The following is a 15,907-nucleotide window of genomic DNA, read 5'->3' as shown; positions in this document are numbered from 1 at the left end:
GGCGCACAAGGCCGCGGGGCCGGACACTCGACCCATGGCTGACATGGGGGCGTTCCGGGAAGCGGTCACCGCGTGGGCGGCGGGCGGCCCCGGCGACCCCGCACGGGAGCTCGCCGAGCTGCTGCCCGTACGGACCGTGGTCCTGCTCGAAGGACTGAGCGACGTCGCCGCCGTCGAGGCCCTGGCCGCCGCCCGGGGACGTGACCTGGCGGCCGAGGGCGTCTGCGTCCTCTCCATGGGCGGCGCGATGAACATCGCCCGCTACGCACAGCTCCTCGGCCCGCCGGGCCTGGGCCTGCGCCTCACCGGCCTGTGCGACGAGCGCGAGCGTGACTACTACGCCCGCGGCTGGACCCGCGCCGGGCTCGCCGAGGAGCAGCACGCCTTCTTCGTCTGCGCCGCCGACCTGGAGGACGAACTCATTCGCGCCCTTGGCCCGGACCGGGTCGCCGAACTCGTCCGCGCCGAGGGCGACCACCGTCCGCTGAGCACCTTCCTCCGCCAGCCCGAGCAGCGCACCCGCACCCCGCGACAGCAACTGCGCCGCTTCCTCGGCACGAAGAAGGGCCGCAAGATCCATTACGGTCGCGTCCTCACCGAGGCGCTGCCCCCGGACGCCGTCCCGGAGCCCCTGGCCGCACTGCTGTCCACGGTCTGACCGCACCGGACCACCCCGGGCGAGCGCGCGCGGGGTGGTCCGGTGCCGTCGGGTCCGTGGCCGGCCCGGGGCGGGTCAGGCGGTGATCCAGTCGCTGGTGGCGATCACCGGCTGCACGCCGTCACGGTGGATGGTGCCCTCGATCAGGCCGTACATCCGGTCGGCGGCGTAGTACACCTCGTTGTCGTTCTTCAGGCCGAACGGCTCCAGGTCCACGAGGAAGTGGTGCTTGTTCGGCAGGTTGAGCCGCACCTCGTTGACGCTCTGGCAGTTGTCGAGGACCCGCTCGGCCATCGCGTTGAGGGTCTGCTGCAGGGAGTAGCTGTAGGTCTCCGCGAAGGCCTCCAGCATGTGACGGCGCGCGGACTTGTACGAGCGGTCCCAGTCGAAGTCCTCGGCGTCGGCGGTGAGCGCGGAGTGCGCCCAGCGGGCCGTGACCTTGGTGGCCAGGATGCGGTCGTAGGCCTCCTGGAGGGTCGTGTACTTGTCCTTGATGAAGCCGTGGAACTCGGAGTTGGTCGAGTTCATGACGGTGAGGTCCTTCAGACCGGAGATGACCTGCAGCTGACCGGTCTGGCCGCTGTGGGTGACCTGGGCGGTGCGGACCTCCTGGCCCTTGCGGACGAAGGAGTGCTGCTCGGCGCGGGTGGGCACGGAGATCCGGTCCCAGGCGTACTCCTCGACGCGGATCTGCGCCTCGTGGATCACCGGCTGCGAGTGCACGAAGTGCTTGGCGAGCAGGATCGCGAACGCCTCGGGGGAGGCGATGCCGTGTTCCTTGGCGAAGGCGTAGACCGTGTTCTTGGTGGTGTCCGTCGGCAGACAGTTGCCGTTGTCGCCGGTCAGGTGCACCTGGCGGAACTCGCCGCGCAGGGCGACGGAGACGTTCAGGTCGCGGATCTCGTGCCAGGCGCCCTCGTTGCCCTGACGGGTGATCTTGACGATGCGGTTCTCGGCCTTGCCGTACTGGTTCTGGGCCAGGACGTGCTTGCTCATGGCGATCGCTCCTGCGGGTACGTGGATGGGTTGTCCCCGTACGCCCGGCGTCCAGCGCCGGGCCGAAACCGCCCGCGCTCCCCGCCGTCCGGCCCTCGCGCCTCTGGACCGCCCCGGGACTGACGAGCATCCCGGTCCGTAGGTGTTCGTCACGGATTGGAGCACAGGCGCCCGTCGATCGACAAGGGGTCGGGGCGGGGGCGCCCGGATCCGGGACCGACAGGAGATGAATTGCCGGGGATGCCCGGACCGCCCCGCGCGGGGTGAGCCGTGTCTCACCGGCGGCGCCCGCCTTGCTATGCAACTCGTTGCATAGCAAGATCGGCGGCATGGCGCTCGAACACGCGATCCTCGTCTCGCTCCTTGAGCAACCGGGCTCCGGATACGAGCTGGCCCGGCGCTTCGAGCGGTCCATCGGCTACTTCTGGACCGCCACCCACCAGCAGATCTACCGCGTGCTCAAGCGCATGGAGCACGACGGCTGGGTCGCCGCCCGGGACGTCCCGCAGCAGGGCCGGCCGGACAAACGCGAGTACTCGGTGGCCGACCTCGGCCGGGCCGCGCTCTCCTCCTGGCTGCACGACCCCATCGAGCCCGAGTCCGTCCGCCACGACCTGGCCGTGAAGATCCGGGGCGCCGCCTTCGACGACCCGGCCGGCCTGATCCACGAGGTGGAACGGCACCGGGAGACCCACCGGGACCGGCTCGCCCACTATCTCGCCGGTGAGACCCGGGACTTCGGCACCGGCCCCGGCACCGGCCCCAGCGGCGGCCCCGACGGCGGCCCGGGCCACGGCTCCTACGGGCCCGCCGACGCCGAGCGCGAGCTGCAGCACGTCGTGCTGCGGGGCGGCATCGCGTACGAACGCATGATGATCGCCTGGCTCGACGACGTGCTCGCCACCCTCCACCGGTTCCGCGCCGAGCGCTGAACCCCCGACCATCCTCACCGAAAGGCGGCACCCTCCATGGCCGACTCGCTCCTCTTCAACCCGCGCACCTACGACCCCGCGCACTTCGACCCGGAGACGCGCCGGCTGCTGCGCGCCACCGTCGACTGGTTCGAGGAGCGCGGCAAGCGACAGCTGATCGAGGACTACCGCACCCGCGCCTGGCTCGGCGACTTCCTCGCCTTCGCCGCCAAGGAGAACCTCTTCGCCACCTTCCTCACCCCGGCCTCCGCCGCCGGCGAGGGCGAGAGCGACAAGCGCTGGGACACCGCCCGGATCGCCGCCCTCAACGAGATCCTCGGCTTCTACGGCCTCGACTACTGGTACGCCTGGCAGGTCACCATCCTCGGCCTCGGCCCGGTCTGGCAGAGCGACAACGCCGCCGCGCGCGAGCGGGCCGCCGAACTCCTGCGCCAGGGCGAGGTGTTCGCCTTCGGCCTGTCGGAGAAGACGCACGGCGCGGACATCTACTCCACCGACATGCTGCTCACCCCCGACGGCGAGGGCGGCTTCCGCGCCACCGGTTCCAAGTACTACATCGGCAACGGCAACGCCGCCGGCCTCGTCTCCGTCTTCGGCCGCCGCACCGACGTCGAGGGCCCCGACGGCTATGTCTTCTTCGCCGCCGACAGCCGCCACCCCGCCTACCACCTGGTCAAGAACGTCGTCGACTCATCCAAGTTCGTCAGCGAGTTCCGCCTGGAGGACTACCCGGTGGCCGCCGAGGACGTCCTGCACACCGGCCGCGCCGCCTTCGACGCCGCGCTCAACACCGTCAACGTCGGCAAGTTCAACCTGTGCACCGCCTCCATCGGCATCTGCGAGCACGCGATGTACGAGGCCGTCACCCACGCGCAGAACCGGATCCTGTACGGCCGGCCGGTCACCGCCTTCCCGCACGTGCGGCGCGAACTGACCGACGCCTACGTGCGGTTGGTCGGCATGAAGCAGTTCAGCGACCGCGCCGTGGACTACTTCCGCACCGCCGGGCCCGACGACCGCCGCTACCTCCTCTTCAACCCGATGACGAAGATGAAGGTGACCACGGAGGGCGAGAAGGTCATCGACCTGATGTGGGACGTCGTCGCCGCGAAGGGCTTCGAGAAGGACAACTACTTCGCCCAGGCAGCCGTCGAGATCCGCGGCCTGCCGAAGCTGGAGGGCACGGTCCACGTCAACCTCGCGCTGATCCTCAAGTTCATGCGCAACCACCTCCTCGCCCCCGCCGCCTACGAGCCGGTGCCGACCCGCCTCGACGCCGCGGACGACGACTTCCTCTTCCGTCAGGGCCCGGCCCGCGGTCTCGGCGCGGTCCGCTTCCACGACTGGCGCCCGGCCTTCGACACGTACGCGCACCTCCCGAACGTCGCCCGCTTCCGCGAACAGGCGGACGCGCTCTGCGAGTTCGTCACCACGGCCGCCCCCGACGAGGAGCAGAGCCGCGACCTCGACCTGCTGCTCGCCGTCGGCCAGCTCTTCGCCCTCGTCGTGCACGCCCAGCTGGTCCTGGAGCAGGGCGCGCTCACCGCGCTCGACGAGGACGTCCTCGACGAGCTCTTCGCGGTCCTCGTCCGCGACTTCTCGGCCCACGCCGTCGAGCTCCACGGCAAGGACTCCGCGACCGCCGCCCAGCAGAGCTGGGCCCTCACCGCCGTCCGCCGCCCGGTCGTCGACCAGGCCCGCACGGACCGCGTCTGGCAGCGCGTGGAGTCGCTGTCCGGCGCGTACGAGATGGCGCAGTAGGCGCGGCCCCGCCACCCCCTGTCTCCGGCCCGCCCGGACCACCCCCCTGGGCGGGCCGGTGAACGCCCCCGTTCACCGCTCCACGCGACCGGACTGGCAGGATGCCGTGATGAACTCCTCCCTGGTCGAAGCGTGGATGCGCGGCATCGCGAGCAACTCCGGTGCCCCCGCGGACGTCCTGGTCAGGCTGCTCGACCCCGGCGCGAGCACCGCCTGGAAGACGCTCTGCCAGGAGCGGGCCCTGCCCGACGCCGTGACCGAGGCGGTGCTCACGCATCCGCGCCGGGAGGTGCGCCGGGCGTTCGCCCGGAACGGGCACGTGGCGCCGGAGCTGCGGGGCCGCCTTGTGCGCGATCCCGACGCGCTGGTGCGGGCCGCGCTCGCCGGAGGGCCCAAACCACAGCGCGGGAGAACGGTTCCGCTGCCCGCTGACGTCGTGGACGCCCTGCTGACCGCACGCGACGAGGACCACCCCGGCGGCCAGGTCACCGTCGGCGAGATCATCGGCGAACTGTTCTCCTCCCGGCAGATCTCGCTCGCCCACCGCCGGGCCATGGCCACCCACCCCGACCCCGTCGTGCGGGCCTACGCCGCCAACGACTGGTCGTCACTCACCGCCGAACGGCGCGCCGCGCTCCTCGCCGACCCGGACCCCGAGGTCCGCGAGGCCGCCCGGCGCAACGACGGCCACCGGGACCCGGCCGCCACGGTGACCGAGCTGCCGGAGCGGGAGAGCCACCACCGCACCGGCCTCCTCCTCGACGGCGCACTCGCCCGCACGGTCGTCGACGCCTGCCTCGGCGCCGGCCGCGACCTGGGGGAACTGGCCCGCAACCCGCACACCCACGCCGACGCCGTCGCCCGCCTCGCCCGCGATCCCGACCCCAAGGTCCGCGAACGCGTCGCGAGCCGCGCCGACCTCGACCCCGCACTGCTCCCCGCCCTGATGGAGGACCCGGACGAATCGGTACGGACCCGGGCGCGCGTCCAGCCGTACCAGCGCACCTGGGAAAAGCGCGCGGCCGTCGACCTCGTCGCGCGCGGCACCGTCTACATGGTCGGTCCGCTCCCCGAGACGCCGATCGTCCCCGACCCCGACTGGTACGCCGAGTGCGCCCGGTCGGAGCACGCCCTGCTGCGCCGCGTCGCGGCGACCTGGGCCGGGCTCCCCGGCGAGCTGGCGGCCCCGCTCGCCGCCGACCCCGACCCGGAGGTACGACTTCTGCTCGCGTACCACCACCCGCTCGCACCCGCCGCCACCCTCCTCGAAGCCTTCATCGCCACCCCCCGCCACCTGCGGCATCTGCTCCCTCCGAGCCGCGTGCCGCGCACCGGTCTCGGACACCTCCTCGACCACGAGGACCCGGAGGTACGCGCCCTGGCCGCCGCCGACCCCACGCTCGACCGGCCGCCCGTGCCGCAGCTCGGCGACCCCGACGCCCGGGTCCGCCGGGCCGCCGCCGCCAACCCCGTACTCCCGGTCTCCCTCCTCTCGACCCTTCTGGAGGGCCCCGCCGCGCCCGAGCTCGCCGAAGGCGCCGCCGCGAATCCGCGGCTGACCGCCGCGGAACTCCATGCCCTCCTCGACCGGTGCGGCCTGCCCGGCTCCCCGGCCGCCCACGGCACCGCCGGCCACCACCCCCTGGCCGCGGACGCGATCGCCGCCCGCGAGATCACCGAGGCCTGGCGGCGCGTCACCGCCTGGCTCGGCCGACACGCCCCCGACTCCCTGGCCGCGCTCCGCGCCGGCGCGCGCCCCGCCGAGATCGACGCCGTCGAGCGCGAGCTCGACGGCGTCCGCCTGCCGGCCGCCCTGCGCACGCTCTGGACCCTGACCGCGGGCGACGACGGCGCCGCGGCCGGCACCGGCGCTCGCGTCGGCTGTCTGCCGGGCGGCATGGCGCTGATCCCGCTCGACGCCGTCGCCGCCGCGTACCGGTCGCTGTCAGGCACGCCCGGCTGGCGGCCTGCCTGGATCCCGGTGATCTCGCTCGACCCCGCCGACCTCACCTCCGGTCTCTTCCTGGACACCGGGACCGGTCACCTGGGCCGCTGGACCCGGCACGGCGGGCAAGCCGACTGGGACACCCCCGACAGCCTCGGCAGCTGTCTGGAGGAGACCGCCGACACCCTGGAGCACCCGGCCCTCGCCACCGGCGCCCGCCCCGGGCTGCTCGGCGGCACCGTCGTATGGGAGAGCGGCACCGCCTGACCCGCCGAGGCGTCCACGATGCGCGACGGCCGGTAAAGCGCGGTAAAAGTCCTCCCGGGAGCGCTGCGGTTCCCGTACGGAGCATTCACGCCGTCTTGGCGCGTTGTTAACGTCCGATCGCCCCGCCGAACCGACCCCTGACGACGGATTCCGCAGCCATCAGGCCATTGACCTGCGGATCCGTGCGGGCTTCCATTCAGCCCGGGAGCACACGAACACCCGTCACACCCCACCCCTCACATCACCGGCACCCCACCGGCCGCCCCGGAGGCGATACCGCTCCCGCTCGCACACGCACCGCACGCATCGATCGGAACCGCCTGATGACCGACACCCTCAGCGCACCACACGCCCTGGCCCCCCAGACGGCCCCCGTGCCACAGAAACTCAAGCGCTCCATCGGTGTCGTCGGCGGCACCCTGCTCACGCTCTCCTGCGTCACCCCCGCCTCGACCCTCTTCGTGGTCGTCCCCGACCTCTTCGGCAGCGTCGGCACCTTCACCGCGCTCACCATCGCGATCGGCTCGCTGCTCTGCATCGGCGTGGCCTTCGTCTACTCCGAGCTCGGCACCCTCATCCCCAGCGCCGGCGGCGAGTACGCCATCGTCTCCACCCTCGCCGGCCGCCTCGCCGGCTGGCTGGTCTTCGTACTCTCCCTGCTCGTGGTGATGATCGTGCCCCCGGTGATCGCCATGGGCACGGCCGACTACCTCGCGCCGCTCGTCCACATCCCCGCCCCGATCGCCGGCGCCGGCGTCATGCTCCTCGCCACCCTCGCCGGACTGCTCGACCTGCGCGCCAACGCCTGGATCACCGGTATCTTCCTCGTCCTCGAAGTCGTCGCGGCCGGCCTCGTCGCCGTCCTCGGCTTCAGCCACTCCCAGCGCGGCCTCGGCGCCCTGACGCACGGACAGGTCGCGGGCGACGGCAGCACCCACTCGCTCGTCACCGGCGCCCTCGTCGTCTCCGGCCTCGCCATCGCCCTCTTCGTCACCCAGGGCTTCTCGACCGCCGTCTACCTCTCCGAGGAGCTGGAGAACCCGCGCCGCAGCGTCGCCCGCACCGTGCTCGCCACGCTCGCCATCTCCACCGCCGTCATCCTCGTCCCCGTCGTCGCCATCACCCTCGGCGCCGACGACCTCCAGGCTCTCACCGGCGGCGACATCAGCAGCATGATCACCGCCTGGTCCAACTCGGCCGTCGGCACCTTCATCAGCCTCTGCGTGGCGCTCGCCATCATCAACGCCGGCATCGTGATGGTCATCCAGAACTCCCGCGTGCTGTTCGCCTCCGCCCGCGACAAGGCCTGGCCCGAGCCGGTCAACAACGCCCTGTCCCGCCTCGGCCGCTTCGGCTCGCCGTGGGTGGCCACCCTGGTCGTCGGCGTGCCCGGCGCGGCCCTCTGCTTCGTCAACCTCGACACCCTCTACGGCGTCACCGGCGTCTCCGTCACCGGCATGTACCTGCTCGTCGCCGTCGCCGCCCTGTTCAGCCGCCGCGGCGCGCACCGTGAGGTCGCGGCCTGGCGCATGCCGCTGTGGCCGGCCGTCCCGGTCGTGCTCATCGGCGTCCTCGCGTACGTCCTGTACATGCAGGACACCGAGTACCTGCTGTGGACCGGCGGCATCACCGCCGTCGCCACCCTCTACTGGGCGCTCTACCTGCGCCCCCGCCAGGACACCCGCTGGCTGGTCAGCATCCCCGAGGACGCCGACCACGCCTGACCCGGCGCGAGCCTCGGAGCGACGGAGTCACGCGGTGACGGTCGGGACGGCGGATGCCGCCCCGACCGTCACCGCGTGATCGGCGGCGGCAGCTCCTGCTCGCCCCAGATCGTCTTGCCCGTACGGCTGTAGCGGCTGCCCCAGCGCGTGGTCAGCTGTGCCACCAGGAAGAGCCCGCGTCCGCCCTCGTCCGTCAGCTGCGCCCGCCGCATCCGGGGATGGGTGGCGCTCGGGTCGGAGACCTCGCAGATCAGCCGGCCCGCCCGGACGAGCCGCGCCTTGACCGGCCCGCCCGCGTACCGGATCGCGTTGGTGACCAGCTCGCTCAGCACCAGCTCGGTGGTGAAGACCAGCTCCTCCAGGCCCCAGGCGCGCAGCTGTGCCGCCGCGGCCTCCCGCACCGCGCCGACCGCCGCCGGATCCGCCTCGACCTGCCAGGTCGCCGTGGACTCGGCGGGCACCTCGCGGGTACGGGCGAGCAGCAGGGTCACGTCGTCCGCGAGCCCGCCGGCGGGGCGTCCCGCCACGATCTCCCGCCCCAGCTCCCGCAGCGGCAGCCGCACGGCACCCGGCCGGGCGAGACAGGCCGCGAGCTCGGCCATCCCGGCGTCCAGATCACCGCCGCGCCCCTCGATCAGCCCGTCCGTGTAGAGCGCGAGGACACTGCCCGGCGCCAGCTCCACCTCCGTCGTCTCGAACGGCAGCCCGCCGACGCCCAGCGGCGGACCGGGATCCACCTGCAGATACGCCACCGAGCCGTCCGGGGCCGCCACGGCGGGCGGCGGATGCCCGGCCGAGGCCACCGTGCAGCGCCGCGTGACCGGGTCGTAGACGGCGTACGCGCAGGTCGCGCCGGTCGGCGACGAGGGGTGGCGGACCTGCCAGGCCTCGCCGGCCTCGCTCTCCGCGTCCTCGTCCCCGGCGTCCTCGTCCTCCTCGCCGGTCTCCTCCGGCTCCGCGAGCAGCTGGGTGACCAGGTCGTCGAGATGGGCGAGGAGTTCGTCGGGTTCGAGGTCGAGGTCCGCGAGGGTCCGTACGGCGGTGCGCAGCCGGCCCATGGTGGCGGTGGCCGCGAGGCCGTGCCCGACGACGTCCCCGACGACCAGCGCGACCCGCGCCGAGGACAGCGGGATCACGTCGAACCAGTCGCCGCCGACACCGGTCCTGGTCTCCGCCGGCAGATACACCCCGGAGGTCGTCACCGCCGGCGTCTGGGTCTGCGTCGGCGGCAGCATGCTCCGCTGGAGCCCCACCGCCGCCCGGTGCTCCCGGGTGAAGCGGCGGGCGTTGTCCAGGGCGAGGGCCGCCCGGTCGGCGATCTCCCGCAGCAGATCGCGGTCCGCGTCCGCGTACCGGCCGAGCGCCGTCCGCCGCCCCACCGTCAGCCGCCCGAGCAGCGTGCCGCGGGCCCGCAGCGGCGCGGTCATCCGTATGGGATGCCCCTCGGCCGGAGCGGCCTCGCCTTCGCGCACGGCGACGAGCACGACGTCCGGCGCGGGTGTCCGGGGGCCGTTGCTCTCGCAGGCACCGGGCTGGCCAGCGACGGCCGTACGGCGCAGGAGCAGGCGTCCCTCGGCGTCGGGCGCCGGTTCCTCGCCGAGCGGGACCGCGTCGGCGAGTTCGACCACCGCCAGGTCGCCGAGGCCCGGCACGAGGGCGTTGGCCAGTTCGCGGGCGGCGTCCGTGACGGAGAGGGAACTGCCGACACGCGCCGTGGCGAGGTGGAGCAGGGCGAGCCGTTCGGCGGCCCGGCGCGTCTCGGTGACGTCCGTGAAGAGCGCGGTCACGCCGAGCACCCGGCCGCTGGGATCCTGCAGCCGGAACGCGGAGATCGCGAGGTTCACCCCGCCGCGGGGGTCCTCGATGGTCCGCAGCAGCTCTTCCGCCTGCACCAGCGGCAGCCCGGTCGCGAGCACCATGCGCAGCTTGTTCTCGATGCCCGCCGCGTCCTCGGGCCGCAGGAAGTCGGAGAGCCGGCGCGCGCGCAGGTCGGCGGGCACGCCGGTGTACGGCAGGAGGTGGGTGTTGGTGCGCAGCAGCCGCAGCTCCGGATCGAACACGGCGAGCCCCACCCGGTCCTGGAGGAACAGCTCGCGGATGAACGCGTGGTCCTGGAACCAGCCCGAGGCCAGCGCCGCCGGTGCGACGAGCACGAAGCAGCCCGTGGCACCGGCCTCGCCCGTCCCCGCGCCGCCCGTGGCGAGGGCCGCTCCGTCGTCGCTGAGGCCGAAGGTCTGGAACACCACCGGCACGTCCTCGCCCCGCCCGGAGCGCAGCACCACTTCGCCCTCCCGCGCCCCCCGCGCATAGCGCCGTACGAGCTCGCGCCAGGCCGCTGGATCCGCGAGCAGTGCCCGTACCGGACGGCCCACCACCTCGGCGGCGGACCGCCCGAGCAGCTCGCGGGCCTCCGGGGTCCAGGCGGCGACCCGCCCGTGGCCGTCGACCAGCGCGCCGGCGATGCCCTCGGTGAAGGGCAGGATGCGGGCCGCCGGTTCCGGGACGCCGTTCACGCCGCTCCCTCCTTCCCGGCCCCGTCCTCGGTGCTGTCTTCGTCCCCGTCCCCGCTCGCGGGGAGGGGGCGCGCCCGTGCGATCAGGAGGGCGACGTCGTCGGGAGCGTCCGGCGCGCGCAGGGCGTCGAGCAGCAGGTCGCAGGTCTCCTCCAGGGAGCGGGGCGGCCCGTCGAGGAGCGCGGTGAGGGCGGCGAGCCGTACGTCGATGTCCTGGTCACGGGTCTCGACCAGACCGTCGGTGTACAGGACCAGCGAATCGCCCGGCCGGAAGGGAACCTCCTCGGTCTCGAACGGCACACCGCCCACGCCCAGCGGGGCCCCGGTCGACAGGTCGAGGAGGCGGGGCAGTCCGTCGGCCGGGACGTGGACGGGCGGCGGATGCCCGGCGTTGGCGATGCGGCAGCTGGCGCTGCCCGGGTCGTACACCGCGTACAGACAGGTGGCCATCTCGTCCAGACCGGCCACCGTGCGGTCCAGCTCGGTGAGCACCACCGACGGCGCGAGGCCGAGCCCGGCGAGCGTGCGGGCCGCGGTCCGCACCTGCCCCATGGTCGCGGCGGCGTTGATGCCGCTGCCCATCACGTCGCCGACGACCAGGGCGGTCTTCCCGTCGGCCAGCGGGATCGCGTCGAACCAGTCCCCGCCGACCTCGACCGCCGCCGAGGCGGGCTGGTAGCGGTAGGCGGCGTCGAGGCCGTTGAGCCGGGCCGGGCCGTGCGGCAGCAGATGCCGCTGCAGGGCGAGGGCGGTCCGCTGCTGGTGCCGGTACCAGCGCGCGTTGTCGATGGCGACCGCCGCGCGGGCCGCCAGCTCCACGGCGAGCAGCACGTCGTCGCGGTCGAAGGGCACGGCGTTGCGCGCCCGCTTCAGGTCGAGCACCCCGAGCACCACCCCACGGGCGCGCAGCGGCACCGCGAGATACGAGTGGACGCCCGCCTCACGCAGCAGCCCCGCGGCGGTCGCGTCGCGGGCGATGTGCGCCAGATCGGCGTCGGTGACCTGCGCGACGAGCACCGGCCGGCCGGTCCGCGCGCACCGGGTGACCAGCCGCTCCGCGCCGTAGCGGGCCGGATCGCCGACGGGGTCGGCGGCGTCGCGGGCCACCGTCGGGTACGCCGTCTCCACGGCAAGCGCCCGGAACACCGCGGGCCCCGAGGCGTCGGTGCCGCCCGGCCGGGGCCCGGTGAGGACGTCCTCCAGGACGTCGACGGCCGCGATGTCGGCGAACTCCGGCACCACCAGCTCCGCCAGCTCGTGCGCGGTCAGATCCAGGTCGAGGGTGGTGCCGACGCGCTCGGAGGCGCTCGCGATCACCGCGAGCCGGTTACGGGCGCGGGCCGCCGCCCGTTCCGCCCGGTGCTGCTCGGTGACGTCGACGACGGCGGCGGCGACCCCGACGACCCGGCGTCCGGTGGTCTCCAGGCGGTACAGGGACACCGACCAGACGGACTCCGACTCCGACTCCGCCGTCGCCTCGTCGGTGTCCGGGCGGTCCGTGCCCTGTGGTGCGTCCCGGCCGGCCTCCCGCACCGGGCCCCGCACCCGGCGGGACAGCACCGGCACCCCGGTCTCCAGGACCTCGCGCAGCGCTCGCTCCACCGCCGGTGCGTCGGGCGACGGCACCGCCTGCCCGAAGCCGCGCCCCAGGTGCCCGGTGGCGGGCAGTCCGGTGATCCGCTCCAGGGCCGGGTTGACCAGGACGAACCGGAGGTCGAGGTCGAGCACGGCCAGGCCGATGGGGGAGTGGGCGACGAGCCGCGAGGACAGAGCCAGGTCCTGCTCCACCCGGCGCACGGTCGCCCGGTCGGTCGCGAGCCCCAGCGCGTACGCCTGCCCCTGGTCGTCCTCAAGGCGCGTGTTGCGGAACTCGACGGGCACCGTACGCCCGTCCCGGCGCCGGATCGGAAAGACCCCGGCCCACGGGCCGCCGCCCGCCATCACCCGGGCGAACAGCGCGAGCACCTCGTCCCGGTGCGCCTCCGCGACCAGCAGGGTCACGGCCGGCCGGCCGAGCGCCTCGGCCGCGGAATAGCCGAACACGGTCTCCGCCTGCGGGCTCCACAGCACGATCCGGCCGCGGGCGTCGAGCACCACGGCGGCCACCCCGAGCACGTCGAGGAGTCCACCGGCCTCCATGGCGAACGCGCCGCTCACCGGAGCCGGGCCGCTCACCGGGGCCGGGCCGGCCGGCAGGTCCGCCGTGCTCATCCGGACCGCATCCCTCCTCCGCGTCGCCGCCGCTCGGGGCCCGTACGGGCCCGAAGCCCTCCGGGGTCTCCTCCATCATCCCGGCGGGGCATCCATCGCGCGACGCGTACGGCGCGCCGGGACCGGCCCGGCGGCGCAGAGTGGGTGCGTGGACGTCGAGCTGATCACCCAGGAGCTGTACGGGCTGCGGCCCGCCGAGTTCGCTGAGGCGCGGGACGCGTATGTCGCCGAGGCGCGCCGCCGCAAGGACCCGGAGACGGCGAAGGCCCTCGCGGCGCTGCGCCGGCCGGTGCTCGCGGCGTGGGCCGCGAACCTGCTCGCCCAGGAGCGGCCGGAGGAGGCGGAACGGTTCCTCGCCCTGGGGGAGACCCTCCGGGTGGCCCACCGGATGCTGGACGGCGAGCGTCTCCGCGAGGCCGCCCGCAAGCAGCACCAGCTCGTCGCCACCCTCGCCCGTACGGCCGCCGACCTCGCCGCCGAGGCCGGCCAGCCGGTCAGCGACACCGTCCTCCGCGAACTCGAACAGACCCTCCACGGCGTCCTCGCCCGCCCCGACGTCGCCCAGGAATGGGCCCGCGGCCGCCTGGTCAAGGTCCCCGAAGCCGCCGTCGACTTCACCGCCGTCGCCCCCGACGAGGGCGCCCTGCCTGTCCCGGAACGGAAGCGGGAGGCGGAGCGCGCGGCGAAGCGACAGGCGGAGCAGGAAGCGGAGCGGGAGGCCGCGCGTGAAGCGGCTCGGGAAGCGGCCCGGGAGGCCCGAGTCGCCGCCGCGGCGCGGGTCGAGCGGACGGAGGCGGAGGTCCGCCGCCTGGAGCAGGCCCTGAAGTCGGCCCGCCAGGCGGCCGAATCGGCAGCCGAGGAACTGGCCCGGCTCTCGGCCGCCGACGAAGGCTAGGGTGCCGCCGCGAATATTAGGTGGCGTCAATTTCCGTACGGACTACGGTGGGAACCACAGCACCTCCCGGTGCGCAGGTCAGCGGCTACTTCTTTCCGAGAAATCTCGCCGTGGACCGCTTTCGATCTCGGGAGGCGCACAGCGCCGGGGTGCCCGGTGCGCAGGCGGGGGATACTTCCACTGTTAATGGAGAGACGCGGGTTCGAATCCCGTCCGGCGCTTCGGGCGCCGGTAGCTCAGCGGCCCAGAGCACTACGTTCCCCCACCGATCCGATCTCGGGCACCCCGGCGCTGCCGTCGCCTTCCCTCCCATCCGCGAGGGGATTCCCCATGGCCCGCTTCAACGCGCGCGGCACCCGTCCGTCCGCCGTCTCGCCCGTGACCACCACGGCAGAGCGCACCCGGACGCACGAGGGTGCGGGCGCGCACCTCCGCGACGCGAAGAGCGAGTTGTTCCTGCTGGCCGTCGCCAACACCGTCGGCACCGACACCTTCTACGAGAAGGCCGGCGCCCGCGACGACCGGTACACCGCGCTGATCCGCCGGCTCGCCGTCGAGGACCCGGCCTGGACCGCCGGCCTGCTGCGCTGGCTGCGCGGCGAGGGCAACATGCGGACCGCCTCGCTCGTCGGCGCCGCCGAGTTCGTCAAGGCACGCCTCGACGCGGGCTGCCCGACCCCGACCGACCCCAACGGCACTGACAACACCGGCAGTTGGTCGAACCGCAGCGTCGTCGCCTCCGTCCTGCGCCGCGCCGACGAGCCCGGCGAGCTGCTCGGCTACTGGACCGCCCGGTACGGCCGGGCGCTGCCCAAGCCGGTGAAGCGCGGCGTCGCGGACGCCGTCCGCCGTCTCTACGACGAGCGCTCGCTGCTCAAGTACGATACGGAGTCGCGGAGTTACCGCTTCGGCGACGTCCTGGAGCTGGTGCACGCCGCGCCCGACCCGGCCAAGCCGTGGCAGGGCGAGCTGTTCCGGCACGCCATCGACCGCCGTCACGGCCGCGGCGACACCGTCCCCGAGCCCCTGGAGACCCTGGCCCTGCGCGCCCGCCTGATGGCGCTCCCGGTCACCGACCGGCGCGCCGTCCTCGGCGACCCCGCGCGCCGCGTCGAGCTCGCCCGTGCGGGCATGACCTGGGAGGCGCTGGCCGGCTGGCTGCAGGGCCCGATGGACGCCGCCGCCTGGGAGGCGGTCATCCCGTCCATGGGCCTGATGGCCCTGGTCCGCAACCTCCGGAACTTCGACAAGGCGGGCGTCTCCGACGCCGTCGCCGAGCGGATCGCGGCCCGCCTCGCCGACCCCGACGAGGTCCGCGCCTCCCGCATGTTCCCGTTCCGGTTCTGGGCGGCGTACAAGGCGGCGCCCTCGCTGCGCTGGGGCCACGCCCTGGAGAAGGCCCTCGGGCACTCCCTCTCCCACGTGCCCGTGCTCGCCGGCCGGACGCTGATCCTCGTCGACCGGAGCCCCAGCATGTTCCCGGGCTACGGCTACTCGACGCCCAACAGCTCGGACATCAGCCTCGCCGAGCAGGCCGCCGTGTTCGGCGCCGCGCTCGCGGTGCGCGCCGAGCGGCCCACGCTCGTGGAGTTCGGGCAGCAGGCGCGGAAGGTCGACGTCCGGCGCGGGGACAGCGTGCTGCGGCTCGTCGAGCGGTTCGGGCAGATCGGCGGCACCGACATCCCGTCGGCCGTCCGGCGGTTCTACGCCCGCCACGACCGGGTCGTCATCGTCACCGACGAGCAGACCCGGCCCGGCTGGCTGCCGTCCAACTGCCACGGCTACGGCGGCATGCCCGAGACCCCGGTCGACGACCTGATCCCGAAGGACGTCCCCGTCTACATGTGGAACATGGCCGGCTACCGCGAGGCCGCCATGCCCTCCGGCGGCGCCAACCGGCACGCCATGGGCGGCCTCACCGACGCCGCCTTCCGCATGATCCCGCTCCTCGACGCCGGCCGCGACGCCCGCTGGCCCTGGGAGTAGCGGACCGAGCGCGCGCCGCG

The 15,907-nt window shown here is 74.0% G+C and carries 10 protein-coding genes and 1 tRNA gene; 8 read left to right on the top strand and 3 right to left on the bottom strand.

Going from position 1 to position 15,907, the window contains the following annotated elements:
- Positions 1-34: 34 nt before the first annotated feature.
- The gene (locus JAO84_RS02670; RefSeq protein ID WP_370410017.1) at positions 35-658 is read left to right on the top strand and encodes a TOPRIM nucleotidyl transferase/hydrolase domain-containing protein; all 624 of its coding nucleotides are present in this window, start codon (positions 35-37) and stop codon (positions 656-658) included.
- A 75-nt stretch (positions 659-733) separates the two neighbouring features.
- Here JAO84_RS02670 and pucL read toward each other — a convergent pair whose 3' ends face one another.
- On the bottom strand, positions 734-1,654 hold the full coding sequence (gene pucL, locus JAO84_RS02665) for a factor-independent urate hydroxylase (RefSeq protein WP_370410015.1): 921 nt from the start codon (positions 1,652-1,654) through the stop codon (positions 734-736).
- Positions 1,655-1,983: 329 nt separating this feature from the next.
- Between pucL and JAO84_RS02660 the strand changes: the two genes are divergently transcribed.
- The 4 genes from JAO84_RS02660 (at position 1,984) to JAO84_RS02645 (ending at position 8,283) form a co-directional block, all read left to right on the top strand.
- Positions 1,984-2,586: a PadR family transcriptional regulator gene (locus tag JAO84_RS02660; RefSeq protein ID WP_370410013.1), complete on the top strand. Its 603-nt coding sequence runs from the start codon at positions 1,984-1,986 to the stop codon at positions 2,584-2,586.
- 36 nt (positions 2,587-2,622) lie between these two features.
- Positions 2,623-4,347, top strand: a complete 1,725-nt coding sequence (locus JAO84_RS02655) for an acyl-CoA dehydrogenase family protein (RefSeq protein ID WP_370410011.1) — start codon at positions 2,623-2,625, stop codon at positions 4,345-4,347.
- 109 nt (positions 4,348-4,456) lie between these two features.
- On the top strand, positions 4,457-6,559 hold the full coding sequence (locus JAO84_RS02650) for a hypothetical protein (protein ID WP_370410009.1): 2,103 nt from the start codon (positions 4,457-4,459) through the stop codon (positions 6,557-6,559).
- A 323-nt stretch (positions 6,560-6,882) separates the two neighbouring features.
- A complete protein-coding gene (locus JAO84_RS02645) occupies positions 6,883-8,283 on the top strand; it encodes an APC family permease (RefSeq protein ID WP_370410008.1) in 1,401 nt (466 codons plus the stop codon).
- A gap of 68 nt (positions 8,284-8,351) precedes the next feature.
- Here JAO84_RS02645 and JAO84_RS02640 read toward each other — a convergent pair whose 3' ends face one another.
- Complete coding sequence (locus JAO84_RS02640; RefSeq protein ID WP_370410006.1) at positions 8,352-10,796, bottom strand: SpoIIE family protein phosphatase; 2,445 nt, start codon at positions 10,794-10,796, stop codon at positions 8,352-8,354.
- Positions 10,793-13,006 (bottom strand): SpoIIE family protein phosphatase, encoded by a 2,214-nt coding sequence (locus JAO84_RS02635; RefSeq protein WP_370410005.1) that lies wholly within the window; start codon positions 13,004-13,006, stop codon positions 10,793-10,795. The genes JAO84_RS02640 and JAO84_RS02635 overlap by 4 nt, the downstream gene beginning before the upstream one ends.
- A 148-nt stretch (positions 13,007-13,154) precedes the next feature.
- Here JAO84_RS02635 and JAO84_RS02630 point away from each other — a divergent pair, with 148 nt between their 5' ends.
- The 3 genes from JAO84_RS02630 to JAO84_RS02620 all read left to right on the top strand — a co-directional run bounded on the left by JAO84_RS02630 (position 13,155) and on the right by JAO84_RS02620 (position 15,887).
- Entirely contained in the window at positions 13,155-13,901 is a 747-nt protein-coding gene (locus JAO84_RS02630) for a hypothetical protein (protein WP_370410003.1), read from the top strand.
- 141 nt (positions 13,902-14,042) lie between these two features.
- Positions 14,043-14,122: transfer RNA gene (locus JAO84_RS02625), tRNA-OTHER, on the top strand.
- Between the two features lie 109 nt (positions 14,123-14,231).
- Positions 14,232-15,887, top strand: coding sequence for a TROVE domain-containing protein (locus JAO84_RS02620; protein WP_370410001.1), 1,656 nt, complete (start codon positions 14,232-14,234; stop codon positions 15,885-15,887).
- Positions 15,888-15,907: the final 20 nt, after the last annotated feature.

The sequence above is a fragment of the Streptomyces fradiae genome (genome assembly GCF_041270065.1).
Lineage (GTDB): Bacteria > Actinomycetota > Actinomycetes > Streptomycetales > Streptomycetaceae > Streptomyces.
The sequence above is the reverse complement of the archived record's forward strand: the minus strand, read 5'-3'. Positions and strand labels throughout refer to the sequence as shown.